This is a genomic window from Nonomuraea composti (genome assembly GCF_012034275.1).
GTDB classification, from domain to species: Bacteria; Actinomycetota; Actinomycetes; order Streptosporangiales; family Streptosporangiaceae; genus Nonomuraea; species Nonomuraea composti.
In genome coordinates, this window is record NZ_JAATEP010000039.1 from 70,297 (window position 1) to 85,498 (window position 15,202).

11 protein-coding genes are annotated in these 15,202 nt (G+C 71.3%); 5 read left to right on the top strand and 6 right to left on the bottom strand.

All coding sequences use genetic code 11. The features are described from left to right. Nucleotides 1-44: 44 nt before the first annotated feature. Both HCN51_RS40060 and HCN51_RS40065 read left to right on the top strand, forming a co-directional pair. On the top strand, nt 45-2,117 hold the full coding sequence (locus HCN51_RS40060) for an alkaline phosphatase PhoX (protein ID WP_168017276.1): 2,073 nt from the start codon (nt 45-47) through the stop codon (nt 2,115-2,117). Nucleotides 2,118-2,151: 34 nt separating this feature from the next. Next, a complete protein-coding gene (locus HCN51_RS40065) occupies nt 2,152-4,035 on the top strand; it encodes an ABC transporter ATP-binding protein (protein WP_168017277.1) in 1,884 nt (627 codons plus the stop codon). On the opposite strand, the gene HCN51_RS40070 is transcribed toward HCN51_RS40065, so the two are convergent. Continuing rightward, nucleotides 3,993-5,411, bottom strand: a complete 1,419-nt coding sequence (locus HCN51_RS40070; RefSeq protein WP_168017278.1) for an MFS transporter — start codon at nt 5,409-5,411, stop codon at nt 3,993-3,995. The genes HCN51_RS40065 and HCN51_RS40070 overlap by 43 nt on opposite strands. Before the next feature lie 72 nt (nt 5,412-5,483). On the opposite strand from HCN51_RS40070, the gene HCN51_RS40075 reads away from it, so the two are divergent. Together HCN51_RS40075 and HCN51_RS40080 are read left to right on the top strand one after the other, a co-directional pair. Continuing rightward, nucleotides 5,484-6,128 carry a TetR/AcrR family transcriptional regulator gene (locus tag HCN51_RS40075; RefSeq protein ID WP_240973756.1) on the top strand — a complete coding sequence of 215 codons (645 nt, stop codon included), beginning with the start codon at nt 5,484-5,486 and terminating at the stop codon, nt 6,126-6,128. Between the two features lie 10 nt (nt 6,129-6,138). Next, nucleotides 6,139-6,885: a methylenetetrahydrofolate reductase gene (locus tag HCN51_RS40080; protein WP_168017280.1), complete on the top strand. Its 747-nt coding sequence runs from the start codon at nt 6,139-6,141 to the stop codon at nt 6,883-6,885. Here the strand turns inward: HCN51_RS40080 and HCN51_RS40085 are convergent. The 3 genes from HCN51_RS40085 to HCN51_RS62595 are packed head-to-tail and all read right to left on the bottom strand — an operon-like array spanning nt 6,846 to nt 11,103. After that, on the bottom strand, nt 6,846-8,330 hold the full coding sequence (locus tag HCN51_RS40085; RefSeq protein ID WP_168017281.1) for an MFS transporter: 1,485 nt from the start codon (nt 8,328-8,330) through the stop codon (nt 6,846-6,848). The genes HCN51_RS40080 and HCN51_RS40085 overlap by 40 nt on opposite strands. A 55-nt stretch (nt 8,331-8,385) precedes the next feature. Continuing rightward, a complete protein-coding gene (locus HCN51_RS40090) occupies nt 8,386-9,048 on the bottom strand; it encodes a Crp/Fnr family transcriptional regulator (protein ID WP_168017282.1) in 663 nt (220 codons plus the stop codon). A 33-nt stretch (nt 9,049-9,081) separates the two neighbouring features. Then, on the bottom strand, nt 9,082-11,103 hold the full coding sequence (locus tag HCN51_RS62595) for an adenylate/guanylate cyclase domain-containing protein (protein WP_346433965.1): 2,022 nt from the start codon (nt 11,101-11,103) through the stop codon (nt 9,082-9,084). A gap of 197 nt (nt 11,104-11,300) precedes the next feature. Here HCN51_RS62595 and HCN51_RS61730 point away from each other — a divergent pair, with 197 nt between their 5' ends. Continuing rightward, nucleotides 11,301-12,152, top strand: a complete 852-nt coding sequence (locus HCN51_RS61730) for a collagen-like domain-containing protein (protein WP_277350207.1) — start codon at nt 11,301-11,303, stop codon at nt 12,150-12,152. A gap of 50 nt (nt 12,153-12,202) precedes the next feature. On the opposite strand, the gene purL is transcribed toward HCN51_RS61730, so the two are convergent. Further along, nucleotides 12,203-14,452 carry a phosphoribosylformylglycinamidine synthase subunit PurL gene (gene purL, locus HCN51_RS40105; protein WP_168017283.1) on the bottom strand — a complete coding sequence of 750 codons (2,250 nt, stop codon included), beginning with the start codon at nt 14,450-14,452 and terminating at the stop codon, nt 12,203-12,205. Next, nucleotides 14,449-15,129, bottom strand: coding sequence for a phosphoribosylformylglycinamidine synthase subunit PurQ (purQ, locus tag HCN51_RS40110; protein ID WP_168017284.1), 681 nt, complete (start codon nt 15,127-15,129; stop codon nt 14,449-14,451). The genes purL and purQ overlap by 4 nt, the downstream gene beginning before the upstream one ends. Nucleotides 15,130-15,202: the final 73 nt, after the last annotated feature.

Genomic DNA, 15,202 nt, shown 5'->3' on the forward strand with positions numbered 1-15,202 from the left:
GTAGCCTCCCGGCGGGTACAACCGCGCACTTATCTGGAGGACCTGTGGCGAACCCCAACGCGGGGCGGCGGCTGCTGCCGTTGCTTTCCACCCCGCACAAAGGTGGCCGATCCGCGCTGACCTGTCAGTTCCGCTGCGGCAACGCGTGCGCGCATGACGTGGCCAACACCACCGGCAACGCCTACTTCGGCGACGTGGTGAAGGAGGCGCTGTCGCGGCGCGGTGTGCTGCGCGCCGGGGCGCTCGGCGCCGTCGTGGTGGGCGCGGGCGTGGCGGGGGCCGTGCCGGCGCTGGCCGACGAGCCCGGGGTGAGCGCCGCCGGGCACGGGTGGGGCGGCGGCGACAGTGACATCAGGTTCACCGCCGTGCGGCCGAACAAGGACGACAAGCTCACCATCCCGGACGGCTACCAGTCCTCCGTGGTCGTCCGGTGGGGTGACCCGGTGCTGCCGGACGCGCCGGCGTTCGACTTCGACAACCAGACCGCCGACGCCCAGAGCAAGCAGTTCGGCTACAACTGCGACTACGTGACGGTCTTCCCCATGGGCCGGGACCGGGCGCTGATGTGGGTCAACCACGAGTACACCGACGAGAGCCTGATGTTCCGCGGTTACACCGGTGGCGCGGCGGCGACCGAGGAGCAGATCAGGATCGGGCTGGCCGCGCACGGCGGGTCCGTCGTGGAGATCGAGCGGGCGGGCAGGACCGGCGAGTGGAAGCTGGTCACCAAGGGCCGCCGCCGCTACAACCGCCGCATCACCGCGCAGACGCCGATGCGGTTCTCCGGCCCCGCCGCCGGGAGCGACCTGCTGAAGACGGCCGCCGACCCCAAGGGCACCACGCCGGTCGGCATGCTGAACAACTGCTCGGGCGGCACCACCCCGTGGGGCACGGTGCTGACCACCGAGGAGAACTTCAACCAGTACTTCGTCAACGCCGACAAGGTGCCCGCGGCGCAGCAGCCGTACATCTCGCGCTACTCGATCACCACCGGCACCCCGTCGTCGAGCCGCCGCTTCGACCGCGTCGAGGAGCGCTTCGACCTGGCCAAGCACCCGAACGAGGCCAACCGGTTCGGGTGGATCGTGGAGATCGACCCGTTCGACCCCGACTCGACGCCGGTCAAGCGCACCGCGCTCGGCCGCTTCGCGCACGAGGCCGCGACGACGACGCTGGCCCGCGACGGCCGCCTGGTCGTCTACATGGGTGACGACGGCCGCTTCGAGTACATCTACAAGTTCGTCTCGAAGAACCGCTACATCCCGGGATTCGACCGGCACAACCGGGCGCTGCTGGACGAGGGCACCCTGTACGTGGCCAAGTTCACCGGCGACAGCCCGGCGAGCGAGATCGACGGCTCCGGCAAGCTGCCTTCCGACGGCCTGTTCGACGGCTCGGGCGAGTGGATCCCGCTGGTCTCGGGCGACAGGTCGTACGTGGACGGCATGTCCGCCCAGGAGGTGCTGGTCTACACCCGTACGGCCGCCGACAAGGTGGGCGCGACGAAGATGGACCGTCCCGAGGACATCGAGCGCAACCCGGTCACCGGCGGCGTCTACGTGGCGCTGACCAACAACAGCAACCGCACCGCGGCCCAGGTGGACGAGGCAAACCCGCGCCCCTTCAACAAGCACGGCCACGTGCTGGAGATCGTGGAGCGGCGCAACGACGCGGGCGGCCGGACGTTCGCCTGGTCGCTCCCGCTGGTCTGCGGCGACCCGAACGACGCCTCGACGTACTTCGCCGGCTTCGACAAGACCAAGGTCTCGCCGATCTCCTGCCCGGACAACGTGACGTTCGACAAGGACGGCAACCTCTGGATCTCCACGGACGGCAACGCGCTGGGCATGAACGACGGCCTGTTCGTGATGCCGGTCAAGGGCAGGGAGCGCGGTTACGTGCGCCAGTTCCTGACCGTGCCGGTCGGCGCGGAGACCTGCGGCCCGCTCGTCTCGGACGACCAGCGCAGCGTGTTCGTGGCGGTGCAGCACCCGGGCGAGACGGACGGCGCGAGCCCGGACGCCCCGAGCAGCCGCTGGCCCGACGGCGAGGGCAGCCAGCCGCGCCCGTCGGTGGCGGTGGTCTGGCACGCGCAGGGCAAGAAGATCGGGGCTTGACCTCGACTTAACTTGAGGTCGTAGCGTCCATGCCATGAGCATGGAAGTGACGGCCTGGCACCAGCTGTACTCGATGAACAACCGGCCCGAGCGTCGCTCTGTCTCCAGGGCGACGCTCCGGCGTATCGGCGCGTTCGCGCGCCCGCACCGCCGCAAGCTGACGCTGTTCCTGCTGCTGAGCGTGGTGACGGCGGGCCTGGCGGTGGGGGCGCCGCTGCTGGCGGGCCGGGTGGTGGACGCCATCTTCTCCGGCGAGCCGCTCGGCGTGGTCGTCACGGTGGCGCTGGCGATCGCGGGCCTGGCGATCGCGGAGGCGGGCCTCGGCCTGGTGAACCGGTGGTTGTCGGCGAGCCTGGGCGAGGACCTCATCCTCGATCTGCGTACGGCCGTCTTCGACCACGTGCAGCGGATGCCGGTCGCGTTCTTCATGCGCACCCGCACCGGCGCCCTGGTCAGCCGGCTGAACAACGACGTGATCGGCGCGCAGCGGGCCTTCACCGACACGCTGTCCGGCGTGGCGGGCAACATCGTGACGCTGGCGCTCACGCTCGTCGCGATGGTCGGCATCTCCTGGCAGATCACGCTGCTGGCGCTGCTGCTCCTGCCCGTGTTCGTGCTGCCGGCCCGGCGGATGGGCACCAGGATCGCCCGGCTGCGGCGCGAGGCGGCCGACCACAACGCGGCCATGGGCACCCAGATGACCGAGCGGTTCTCGGCGCCGGGCGCGACGCTGGTCAAGCTGTTCGGCCGGCCGGCGCACGAGTCGGCCGAGTTCGCCCGCCGGGCCCGCCGCGTCCGCGACATCGGGGTGCGCTCGGCCATGACCCAGTCGGCGTTCGTCACCGCGCTGACGCTGGTCTCGGCGCTGGCGCTGGCCCTGGTGTACGGGCTCGGCGGCTTCTACGCCCTGGCCGGGCAGCTCGCGCCCGGCGCGCTGGTGTCGATGGCCATGCTGCTGACCCGCCTCTACGCGCCCCTGACCGCGCTGGCCAGCGCCCGCGTGGATGTGATGAGCGCGGTCGTCAGCTTCGAGCGCGTCTTCGAGGTGCTCGACCTCAAGCCGCTCATCCAGGACAAGCCGGACGCCCGGGAGGTGCCGGATGGCCCGGTGTCGGTCGAGTTCGACGACGTGCGCTTCGCCTACCCGTCGGCCGACAAGGTCTCGCTGGCCTCGCTGGAGGAGGTCGCCACGCTCGACACGCGCGGCGGCGTCGAGGTGCTGCACGGTGTCTCGTTCCGGGCCGAGCCGGGGCAGATGGTGGCGCTGGTGGGCTCGTCCGGGGCGGGCAAGTCCACGATCGCGCAGCTCCTGCCCCGCCTGTACGACGTCGACTCCGGCGCCGTCCGGCTGGGCGGCGTGGACGTGCGCGATCTGAGCGCGGACAGCATCCGCGACACGCTCGGCATGGTCACCCAGGACGGCCACCTCTTCCACGACACGATCCGCGCCAACCTGCTGCTGGCCAGGCCGGAGGCGGACGAGGCGGAGATCTGGGACGCGCTCACCCGCGCCCGCCTGGCCGACCTCATCAGGTCGCTGCCCGACGGGCTGGACACGATGGTGGGCGAGCGCGGCTACCGGCTGTCGGGCGGCGAGCGCCAGCGGCTGACGATCGCCCGCCTCCTGCTGGCCAGGCCGCGCGTGGTCATCCTGGACGAGGCCACCGCGGCGCTCGACTCGACCTCGGAGGCGGCCGTGCAGGCGGCGCTGGGGGAGGCGCTGGAAGGCAGGACCGCCGTGGTGATCGCGCACCGGCTGTCCACCGTCCGCGCCGCCGACCTGATCCTGGTGATCGAGGACGGCCGGATCGTCGAGCGCGGCACGCACGCGCAGCTGCTCGCCGCCGGGGGCCGCTACGAGGAGCTGTACCGCACTCAGTTCGAGGACCCGACGGTCTCCGGGGTGGCAGCGGCCTGAGGCTCCTCGGGCGGGGCCGGCTGGGGGCGCAGCGACCAGAGCGCGACCGGGATCGCCGCCAGCACCACGACCGCCGCGACGACCAGCGTGAACCGGTAGCCGTCGAGGAAGGCGGGCAGCGGCGGCAGGCCGCTCGCGTTCTGCGTGGCGGTCAGCAGCGCCCCCAGCACGGTGATGCCGAGCAGCCCGAACACCTCGCGGGAGACGTTGAGCACGCCCGAGGCCACGCCTGAGCGGCCCTTGGGCATGCCGTTGAGGACGGCGGCGGTCAGGGGGACGAGCAGGCCGCCGCCGAGGCCGTACAGGATGAACCAGGGCGCGACGTCGGCGAAGTCGCCGTCGGCGCCGACGCGGGAGAGCAGGAAGATCGCGCTGCCCATGAGCGCCATCCCGAGCGCGACCGTGCGGCCGATGCCGAGCCGGGCGCTGACCTGCTGCGACAGCAGTGCCACGACGCCCATGACCAGGGCCATCGGCACGAACGAGGCGCCGGCCTGGGTGGGGCTGAAGCCGAGCACGTTCTGCAGCCACAGGGCGCTGAAGAAGTAGATCCCGAACACGCCGAACGACCAGATGCCGCTGGTCAGCATGCCGCCGGTGAAGACGCGCGAGCGGAACAGGGAGATCGCGATCATCGGCTCGGCCGCGCGCGACTCGACCGCCACGAACGCGGCGACGGCCGCCGCTGACCCGCCGAACGCGGCCAGGATGGGCGCCGAGGTCCAGCCGAGCGTCTCGCCCTCGATGAGCGCGAACGTCAGCGCGAACAGCGCGAGCGCCGACAGGGCCAGGCCGGGCAGGTCGAGGCTGTGCCGCACCCGCCGGGCGGCGGCGGGCAGGGCCCGGATCGCGATGCCGGCCGTGACGAGCCCGAGCGGGACGTTGATCAGGTAGATCCAGCCCCAGTGCAGGTGCTCGCTGATGAAGCCGCCCAGGGCGGGCCCGAGCGCCATGGACAGCGCGCCGGCGGTGCTCCAGATGCCCACGGCCCGGCCGCGCTCGGCGGGGTCGGGGAAGATCTGGCCGATCAACGCGAGCGTGGTGGGCGTCAGCAACGCGGCGCCGACGCCCTGCGCGGCACGCGCGGCGATCAGCGCTCCGCCCGAGGTGGCCAGCCCGGCCGCGAGCGAGGCCAGCGTGAAGACGGCCAGCCCGCCGAGAAAGACCCGGCGGGCGCCGAGCACGTCCGCGAGCCGCCCGCCGGCCAGCATGAGGCCGGCGAAGACCAGGATGTACGAGCTCACGATCCACTCCAGGCCGGAGATCGTCAGCCCCAGCTCCCGCTGGATCGTCGGCAAGGCGACATTTCCCACGTTGTTATCGAGATAGGTCATGAACGTGCCCAAGGTCACGGCGACCAGTGCCCACCACCGCATGGCGGTTCCTCCTATACAGCGTACTTGTACGCCGTATAGTTCAACTTGTACGGCGTATAGTTGTCAACCGTGATGGGAAAACTGACCGCTCAGGCGATCGCGGAGCGCGCCCTGGAGATCGGCGACACCGAGGGCATCGACGCCGTGACCATCCGCCGCCTGGCGACCGACCTCGGCGTCACCCCGATGGCCCTCTACTGGCACTTCAAGAACAAGGAACAACTGCTCATCGGCATGGCCGACCACCTCATCGGCGGCTTCGCCCCCAAGCCCGCCGACGACCGCCCCTGGCAGGCCCAGCTCCGCGACCTGACCGAGGGCCTGATCAGGGCGCTGCGCAGGCACCCCTGCGCCAGGAACGTGCTGGAGCAGATCGACCCCGTCGCCGTGCCGAACTTCCTGGCCGTCTGGAACCACGCGCTCGGGCTGGCCCGCGCCGCCGGGTTCGGCGTGGACGAGAGCTGCCTGATCACCAAGTACCTGCTGCAGAGCGCCATCGCCATCGCCGACGCCCCCGTCCACGGGCAGGCCGAGCCCGACCGCGAGACCCGCGTCAGGGCCAAGATGGTCGGGCTGCAGTCACTGCCCGTGGAGACGTACCCGTACCTGGTGGAGATGGCCCGCCCGCTGGTGGGAGGCACGGACCCGGTGCTGTACGACACGTTCGGGGTCGATCTCGTACTGGGCGGCATCGAGGCGCTCGCCGCCCGGCGTTAGAGTCCAGACCATGCCCTTCGAGCTGATCTGCGAGATCGAACCCCCCACCAAGCCCGATCTGAAGCACGTACGGCACCAGATCGGCACCCTCAGCAAGATCGCCCACGCGTTCCTCATCCCCGACAACCACATCGGCCGCGCCACCGTCTCCAGCGTGGCCGTGGCCCACGAGGTCGAGGCGATGGGCGGGCGCGGCATCGCCTGCCTCAACTCGCGCGACCGCAACCTGCTCGGCTTCCGCCGCGACCTGCTGACGGCGGCGGCGTACGGGGTCGACCAGTTCCTGTTCGTCTACGGCGACAAGCCCACGAGCGGCAACCGGACCGGCGACCTGAACGTGCGCTCCATGATCGAGGAGGCGCGCGCCTTCTCAGCCGACTTCCGCGTGGGGGCCGCCGCCGGGCTGCGCCCGCTGCCCGCGTGGAAGCGCACGGCCGACTTCCTGTTCTCCCAGGTCAGCTTCTCGGTGGAGCAGCAGCTGCGCTGGCGCGAGGCGCACCCGGTCGACGTGCCCGTCTACGCCGGCGTCATGGTGCTGGCCAGCGAGCGGCACGCCCGCACCCTGGCCGCCGCCATCCCCGACATCGCGCTGCCGGAGGAGCTGATCGCAAAGGTGGCCGCCGACCGCATGGCGGGCGTGGAGGCGGCCTGCGAGCAGGTCCTCGCCCTGCGCGACAGCGGCGCCTTCGCCGGCGTCCACCTGGTGCCGGTCGCCCGCTACCGCGACGTCGAATCCCGCCTGGCCGGCGCGCTCTGAGGCGTGCTCTGAGGCTGCCGGGCCAGGGCCGCCAGCACGGCGCCGAGGAGGGCGACCCCGAACAGCACCGCGTACGCCCGCTGGAACCCGTCCATGAGCCGGCCCACCGCCACCGGTGACAGCGTGGACAGGGTTCCGGCGTACACCTGGGCCCGCACCTGCGGCCCCACCGAGGCGGTCAGGACGCTGAGCGACAGGCCGACGCTGATGACGATGCCCACGTTCATCACCATGACGCGGAAGCCGTTGACCACCCCCAGGCTGCCGGCCGGCAGCGCCCGCATGACCTGGGTGGTGTTGCCGGTCAGGAACGTGCCGCTGCCGCAGCCGGCCACGAACAGGCCGATCCCGATCACCCAGTACGGCGTGCCGGGGTCGGCCGTGAGCATCAGCGTGCCGAGCCCGGCCGCGCTCATCACCGCGCCGCCGATCGACAGCGCGTACGGCGAGATGCGCTGCCCCAGCAGCCCCACGATGGGCGAGGCCAGCCCGATCCCGACCGGCACGGGCAGCACGCTGAGCCCGGCCGTGAAGGCGTCCACGCCCCGGGCGGCCTGGAAGTACAGCGCCACGACGAGGATCAGCGCGGAACGGGCGAGGGCGTTGCAGAACGAGGCGAGGTTCGCGCAGGTCAGCAGCCGCCCGCCGAACAGCCGCAGGTCCAGCACGGGGTTCGGGGCGCGCCGCTCGGCGAGCACGATCAGCGGCACCAGCACCACGAACAGGCCGGCCCCGGCCAGCACCACGGGGCTCGCCGGTCCGCTGGACCCGGCCGTGGACAGCGCCAGCAGCAGCGCCGACAGCGCCGCGAACACCAGCACGTTGCCCAGAGCGTCCACGGGCTCCTTGGGCCGCCTGGGCATCTTGCGTAAGATCGCCGCGCCGACGCCGAGCGCGAGCAGGCCGGCGGGCACGTTCACCCAGAAGATCCACTGCCAGCCGGCGGTCTCCGCGATCAGGCCGCCGAGCGTGGGCCCGGCGAGCTGGGCCACCGAGAGCGTGCCGATGTAGACGCCCATGCCTTGGCTGAGCCGTTCGGGAGGGAACGCGTCGGTGATGATCACGGTGCCGTTCGCGAGGATCATGGCGGCGCCGATCGCCTGCAGCACCCGCATCGCGATCAGGAACCACACGCCCGGCGACAGCCCGGCCAGCAGCGAGGCCACGGTGAACAGCGCGAACCCCGCGAGGTACACCTCCCGCCTGCCGAGCAGGTCGGCCACCCGGCCGAACAGCACCAGGCTCGCGGTGTTGACCAGCAGGAACGACAGCAGGATCCAGCCAGACTCCAGCGCGTCGGCGCGGAAGTGCCGCACCACGGCCGGCAGCGCGACGTTCAGCGTGCTGCCGGCGATGCCGATGAGGACGAGGCCCAGGCTGGTGACCGCGCACACCCGCCAGGCGTAGCGCATGCGTGTGCCGTCTTGGGGGGTGACCGCGACCATGCCCTCCACTATGACGTACGACGTACGTCCGGTTTGGTACCAGGGGCCCCGAACGTCACCTGGCGCGCTTGCGCAACCCTTCGAGGTCGTGGATCACCACGCGCCGCCGGCCCGTCTCGATCAGGCCCCGGTCGCGCAGCGTGCGCAGCGCCTTGCTGACCGCCTCCCGGGAGGCGCCGGTCCAGCCGGCCAGCTCGTCCTGCGACAGGGGCAGGGCCACCCGGACGCCGCTGTTGGTCTTCTCGCCGTACCGGTCGGCCAGCTCCAGCAGCCGCGTCGCCACCCGGCCGGTGGTGTCGAAGGCGCCGTACTCGATGCGCTTGCGGTCGGAGTCGCGCAGCTTGCCGCTGATGAGCTGCATGAGCAGGACGGCGATGCGCCCGTGGGACTCCAGGAACGAGATGAAGTCGCGCACCACGATCCCGGAGATCGGCTCCAGCGCCGTCACGGTGGTCGAGCGGGGCGAGCCGTCGATGGCCGACAGCTCGCCGAGCAGCGCGCCGGGCCCGCGCACGGCCAGCACCACCTCGGTGCCGCTGCTGGTGTGCGAGGAGCACTTGACCCGGCCGTCCAGCAGCACGAGCACCCAGTCGGACGTGTCGCCCTCGGTCATGATGGTCGTGCCCCGGTCCCAGCGCCGCAGCCGGCCGGCCGAGCGCAGATCCTCGACCTCCTCGGCCGTGAGCATGGTGAGGAACTCTCCGGGCTCTGCATCCATGCGCCCGATTATGTCGGCACACGAACCGACTTACTACGCCAATCCCTCAAGAACGTAGGCCGTGACGAGCTCCTCCTTGCCCTTGAGGTTGAGCGCTCCCAGCGACTTCACCTTCGCATCGTCGCCCAGTTGCTGGTACGTCGTCTCGCCGATCACCACCGTGCCCGGCTCGGCCAGGGCCTGGAGCCGGGCGGCCACGTTCACGGCATCGCCCATGGCGTTGAAGCCGCGCAGCTCGGGGCTGCCGATGTTGCCGACCAGCGCGGGCCCCGTGTTGACGCCCACCCGGAACGTCGGCCACTCCACCGTGTCGACCTTCCAGGCCATCTCCTCGGCGATCTCGGCGGCGGCCTGCTGCATCTGCAGCGCCGCCCGGCACGCCTGGCGCGCGTGCCCGGTCTGCGTCGCCGGAGCGTTGAACAGCGCCAGCAGCGCGTCACCCACGAACTGCACGATCGTGCCGCCGTTGTTGAGTATGCAGGGCACGGCGGCCGTGTGGTAGCGGTTGAGCATCTCGACGATCTCGCCCGGGGTCACCTTCTCCGAGAACGTGGTGAAGCCCTTGAGGTCGGCGAACAGCGCCGTCAGCTCCTTGAGCTGGCCGCCCAGCTCCGCCTGCGCCGGGTCGGCGAGCAGCGCGTGCGCCACGTCCGGCGACATGTACTGGTGGAAGAGCGTGTGCAGCTCCTGGTAGAGGCGGGCGTTCTCCAGCGAGATCGACAGCTGGCCGGCCAGGGTGGCGGCCAGCGCCTCGTCCTGGCTGGTGCGCCCGACCGGCACCTCCAGCACGCCCGCCAGGTTGCCCTTGACGGTCAGGGGGAAGGCCAGGAGCTGGTCGCGCCGGATCGGGTTGCCGTCGGTGAACGCGTAGTCGCGCGAGCCGATCTGCGTGCGGCCCTCCGAGACCAGGGCGATCTTGACGTCCCCGTACGCCTGCCGCACCCGCTCCAGCGACACCGTCAGCAGCTCGCTCTCCGGCAGCCCCACCTTGGTCTGCGCGCTCACCGCCACCAGCGCGGCCAGCCGCTCCGACAGCTCCCGCTCGTTGGCCAGCGCCTCGCCCGCCCGGTCGAGCACCGCCGCCTGGCCCTCGTTGAGCCGGAACTTGCCCGACAGCCGGGCCGCCGCCAGCGGCTCGCCCCGGCGTACGTGCTCGACCAGCTCCTCCAGCGCCTCGTCGTAGTCGCGCTGGATGCGCCGCACCGTCGCCGCGAGGGCCACCGAGTCGAACAGGCCGGCGCTCGACCCCTCCCGCCTGAACTGCAGGTACGAGCTGTAGGCGACGAAGACGAAGGCGAGCGTGAGCAGGATGTGCCACTCCCACCACGACAGGTGCCAGTTGAGCTGCGACATGCCCGCGACCATCGACTCGGCCAGCAGCGCGTACGCGGTGATCAGGCTGATCAGCATGGCCGCCGGGCGCCGCCGGTGCAGCAGGAACATCATGACGCTGGCCGCCGCGTACAGCAGCAGGCCCGGCACCGACCCCCACATCATCCAGTCCATCGGCGAGACCATGGGCGGCTCGCTGAGCGGCGTCAGGCCGGGCACCAGCGACACGACGCCCCAGAGCGCCATGAACCCGAGCAGCGCCCCCCTGATGAAGTGCTGCGCCCCGAGCACCGCCGCGGCCGCCTTCTCCTGGAGCGGCAGCGCCGAGACGAACGCGAACGCCGCCGCGATCGACAGCCCCACCTGCTGGCCGATGTCGAACCCGACCGAGCCGGTGGGCAGGATCACCTTTGGTGTGGCCAGCCCGTGCAGGAAGAAGAACCCGGCGCTGCTCAGGAAGACCATGGAGACGAGGAACAGGCGGGCGTCCTGCCGCCGCCTGGAGGCCTCGCTGATGAGGACGCCGAGCACCACGTTCACGCCGGCCACCAGGAGGATCAGCCAGAAGTGGCTGGCGTTGTGCTGCCAGAAGATGTTGATGTGCGGCTGGGCCAGCAGGAGCCAGAGGCCGAGCAGGGGCAGGATCAGGTGGATGGCCCAGACCACGCCGCGTACGGGCTGGGTGGCCGGGGGGAGGTAGGGCGTGGGGCCGCGCGTTGGCACAGACCGATTATCCACGGGAGATCGGTGTCGCCAATGCGTCCTTTTACTCACCCGAGTCGGAGACAATCGGTCAATCTGGTCAGTAACCCTCCGTTTCGTGACATACACGTTATGTAGCCGCTGTCATCCATTGGAACGGTCGAAGCGTGAATCTCATGCACAACATGAGCACCACTCGTTCCCCTGGAAGGAAAGCCGTGGCTATCAAGGTTCGTGGCGGGCGCACGATCACGCTCGCCGCCGTCGGGGCGCTGGCCGCCTCGCTGCTCACCGTCGGTGGCGTCGCCACCGCCTCCTCCGCCGCCTCCGAGGTGCACGCCTGCGTGCACAAGAAGACGCGGTACGCCCGCATCGTCAACCCGACGACGAAGTGCAGGAAGACGGAGGAGCGGATCCTGATCGGCGGCTCCTCCACCTCGACGACCACCGTCCAGCAGGGCGAGCAGGGCCGCCAGGGCGAGCGCGGCCCGGCCGGCCCCCAGGGCAAGCCCGGCATCCAGGGCCCCAAGGGCGAGACCGGCCCGGTCGGCCCGCAGGGCAAGCAGGGCGAGCCCGGCCCGCAGGGCCCGAAGGGCGCCGACGGCAAGGACGGCCTGCCCGGCAAGGACGGCAAGGACGGCGCGACCGGCCCGCGCGGCCCCCAGGGTCCTCAGGGGCCGAAGGGCAACACCGGCCCGCGCGGACCGCAGGGCCCGAAGGGTGAGCCCGGCTCCGGCGCCACCTACACCACGCAGATCATCAAGGAGTTCGTCAGCGGCACCGGCACCGAGACCGTGAGCTGCGCCAACGGCGTGGCCACGGGCGGCGGCTACTCGTTCGGCACGCTCAAGAACGCCGTCGTCACCGCCAGCTACCCCTCGGGCACCTCCAGCTGGACGGTCACGGTGGTCAAGGACGACAACGGCCGCGGCAACGACGACGACAAGAAGGGCGCCACCCCGACCGGCACTCCCGCCCCGTCCGAGCAGAACACGGAATCCTTGACCCACGGCAACAACGGCGCCAGCGTCAGTGGCGACATCTACGTCGTCTGCCTCAAGAAGGCGTAAGAACGAACAAGGGCCGGCACGGAATCCCGTACCGGCCCTTGAAAGGAACGTCAGCCGAACAGCGCGGGCAGCGCCGCTGTGTGCGTCTCCCGCAGCTCCTCCACCGAAACCTCGAACACGCCCTTGACGACCAGCGAAGCCCCGCCGGTCACCCCGAGCCCGTAGCACGGCACGTCGTGCCGCCCGCACAGCGAGGCGAACTCGTCGTAAGCCTCGGGCCGCACGACGACGAGCGCCCGCGCGGCCGATTCGCTGAACAGGTCGGTGAACGCGTCGCCGGTCAGCTCGATCTCGGCCCCGACCCCCTTGGCCAGGCAGGACTCGGCCAGGGCGATGGCCAGGCCGCCGTCGGACAGGTCGTGCGAGCCCTCCAGCAGCCCGCGGCGGGCCGCCTCGACGAGCACGGTGGCCAGGGCCTGCTCGGCCTCCAGGTCCGCGTGCGGCGGCAGCCCGCCGAGGTGGTGGTGCTCGACGTGCGCCCATTCGGAGCCGCCGAACTCGGCGCCGGTGTCGCCGAGCAGCACGACCCGCAGCCCCTCGCCGGTGAACCCGGTCGGCACCCGCTTGGCGACGTCGTCGATGACGCCGAGCACGCCCACGACGGGCGTCGGGTGGATGGCGGTGGAGCCGGTCTGGTTGTAGAAGGAGACGTTGCCGCCGGTGACGGGTACCCCGAGCGCCTTGCAGGCGTCGGCCAGGCCGCGGGTGGCCTCGGCGAACTGCCACATGACCTCGGGGTCCTCGGGGGAGCCGAAGTTGAGGCAGTTGGTGACGGCCAGCGGCTTGGCGCCGGTGACGGCCACGTTGCGGTACGCCTCGGCGAGCGCGAGCTGCGCGCCCGCGTACGGGTCGAGCTTGGCGTAGCGGCCGTTGCCGTCGGTGGACAGCGCGATGCCCCGCGTGGTGGGCTCGGCGCCCTCGATGGCCTCGGAGATGCGCAGCATGCCCGCGTCGGCCGGCTGGGCCAGCACGGTGTTGGAGCGCACGTACCGGTCGTACTGGTCGGTCACCCACGCCTTGGAGGCGAGGTTGGGCGAGCCGAGCAGCTTGAGCAGGGTGGCGCGCAGGTCGGCGGGCCGCTCCAGGCGGTCGGGCGTGTCGGCGTTGAGCGCGGCCTGGCCGGCGGGCTCGTGGAAGGGCCGCTCGTAGACGGGGCCGTCGTCGGCGGCGGTGCCCGGCGGGATGTCCACGATGACCTCGCCGTCCCAGGTCATGACGAGGCGGCCGGTGTCGGTGACCTCGCCGATGACGGTGGCGGGTACGTCCCACTTGGCGCAGATCGCCATGAACGCGGGGATGTCGCCGGGCCGGACGACCGCCATCATCCGCTCCTGCGACTCGCTCATGAGGATCTCCTCGGGCCTGAGCGAGGGGTCGCGCAGCGGGACCAGGTTGAGGTCGACGGTCATGCCGCCGGTGCCCTTGGCGGCCAGCTCGGTGGTGGCGCAGGAGACGCCGGCCGCGCCGAGGTCCTGGATGCCGACGACGACGTCGGCCGCGTACAGCTCCAGGCAGCACTCGATGAGCAGCTTCTCCATGAACGGGTCGCCCACCTGCACGGCGGGCCGCTTGGCCTGCGACTCGTCCTCGAACGTGGCGCTGGCCAGCACGGAGGCGCCGCCGATGCCGTCGGGGCCGGTGGACGCGCCGAACAGCACGACCTTGTTGCCGGGGCCGGGGGCGGTGGCGAGCTTGATCTGGTCTTTGCGCAGCAGGCCCACGCACAGGGCGTTGACCAGCGGGTTGCCGAGGTAGCAGGGGTCGAAGACGACCTCGCCGCCGATGTTGGGCAGGCCGAGGCAGTTGCCGTAGCTGCTGATGCCCTCGACCACGCCGGGCAGCACGCGGCGGGTGTCGACGGCGTCGGCGGCGCCGAAGCGCAGCGCGTCCATGACGGCGATCGGGCGGGCGCCCATCGACATGATGTCGCGCACGATCCCGCCGACGCCGGTGGCGGCGCCCTGGTGCGGCTCGACGTAGGACGGGTGGTTGTGCGACTCGATCTTGAACGTGGCCGCCCAGCCGTCGCCGATGTCGACCACGCCGGCGTTCTCGCCCATGCCCACGAGCAGCGCCTCGGACTTGGGCGCCTTGGTGGCGAACTGCTTCAGGTGCACCTTGGACGACTTGTACGAGCAGTGCTCGGACCACATGACGCTGTAGATGGCCAGCTCGGAGCCGGTGGGACGGCGGCCCAGGATCTCTTTGACCCGGTCGTACTCGTCCTGCTTCATGCCCAGCTCGGCGAAGGGCATCGGCTCGTCGGGAGTCTCGGCCGCCCGCTTCACACTGTCTGTCATGCGTTCACCAGGTTCTTCAGGATGGAGGTGAAGATGGCGAGGCCGTCGGTGCTCGGGGCGCCGACCAGCTCTTCGACGGCATGCTCGGGGTGCGGCATGAGGCCGACGACGTTGCCCGCCTCGTTGCGGATGCCGGCGATGTCGTTGAGCGAGCCGTTGGGGTTGCCGACGTAGCGGAACACCACGTGCCCGCCCGACTCCAGCGCGGCCAGCGTGTCGTCGGAGGCGACGTAGCGGCCCTCGCCGTGCTTGATCGGCAGCACGATCTCCTGGCCGGGCGTGAACGCGTTCGTCCAGGCGGTGCCGGTCTGCTCGACCTTGAGCCGCTGGTCGCGGCAGACGTAGTGGAGCGAGGCGTTACGGGTGAGCGCGCCGGGCAGCAGGTGTGCCTCGCAGAGGATCTGGAACCCGTTGCAGGTGCCGATCACGGGCAGCCCCGCCTTCGCGGCGGGGACGAGCTCCTCCATGAGCGGCGCGAAGCGCGAGATGGCTCCGCAGCGCAGGTAGTCGCCGTAGGAGAAGCCGCCGGGCAGGAAGACGGCGTCGACTCCCTTCAGGTCGTGGTCGGCGTGCCACAGCGGCACCGCCTCGGCGCCCACGAGGCGCACGGCTCTGGCGGCGTCCTGGTCGTCGAGAGTTCCTGGAAACGTGACTACGCCCACACGGGCAGCGCTCATGACTGTCGTCCCCTCCGGAGGAATGCGCGCGCGCACCACCGTCTCTTGGGGCGGACGGCGGTGACATCAGGTT

What these genes read in the sequence shown, in the direction of transcription:
- HCN51_RS40065 (WP_168017277.1), top strand. Translation starts at nt 2,152, where the DNA reads ATGAGCATGGAAGTGACGGCCTGGCACCAGCTGTACTCGATGAACAAC.
- HCN51_RS40070 (WP_168017278.1), bottom strand. Translation starts at nt 5,411, where the DNA reads ATGCGGTGGTGGGCACTGGTCGCCGTGACCTTGGGCACGTTCATGACC.
- HCN51_RS40075 (WP_240973756.1), top strand. Translation starts at nt 5,484, where the DNA reads ATGGGAAAACTGACCGCTCAGGCGATCGCGGAGCGCGCCCTGGAGATC.
- HCN51_RS40080 (WP_168017280.1), top strand. Translation starts at nt 6,139, where the DNA reads ATGCCCTTCGAGCTGATCTGCGAGATCGAACCCCCCACCAAGCCCGAT.
- HCN51_RS40085 (WP_168017281.1), bottom strand. Translation starts at nt 8,330, where the DNA reads ATGGTCGCGGTCACCCCCCAAGACGGCACACGCATGCGCTACGCCTGG.
- HCN51_RS40090 (WP_168017282.1), bottom strand. Translation starts at nt 9,048, where the DNA reads ATGGATGCAGAGCCCGGAGAGTTCCTCACCATGCTCACGGCCGAGGAG.
- purL (WP_168017283.1), bottom strand. Translation starts at nt 14,452, where the DNA reads ATGACAGACAGTGTGAAGCGGGCGGCCGAGACTCCCGACGAGCCGATG.
- purQ (WP_168017284.1), bottom strand. Translation starts at nt 15,129, where the DNA reads ATGAGCGCTGCCCGTGTGGGCGTAGTCACGTTTCCAGGAACTCTCGAC.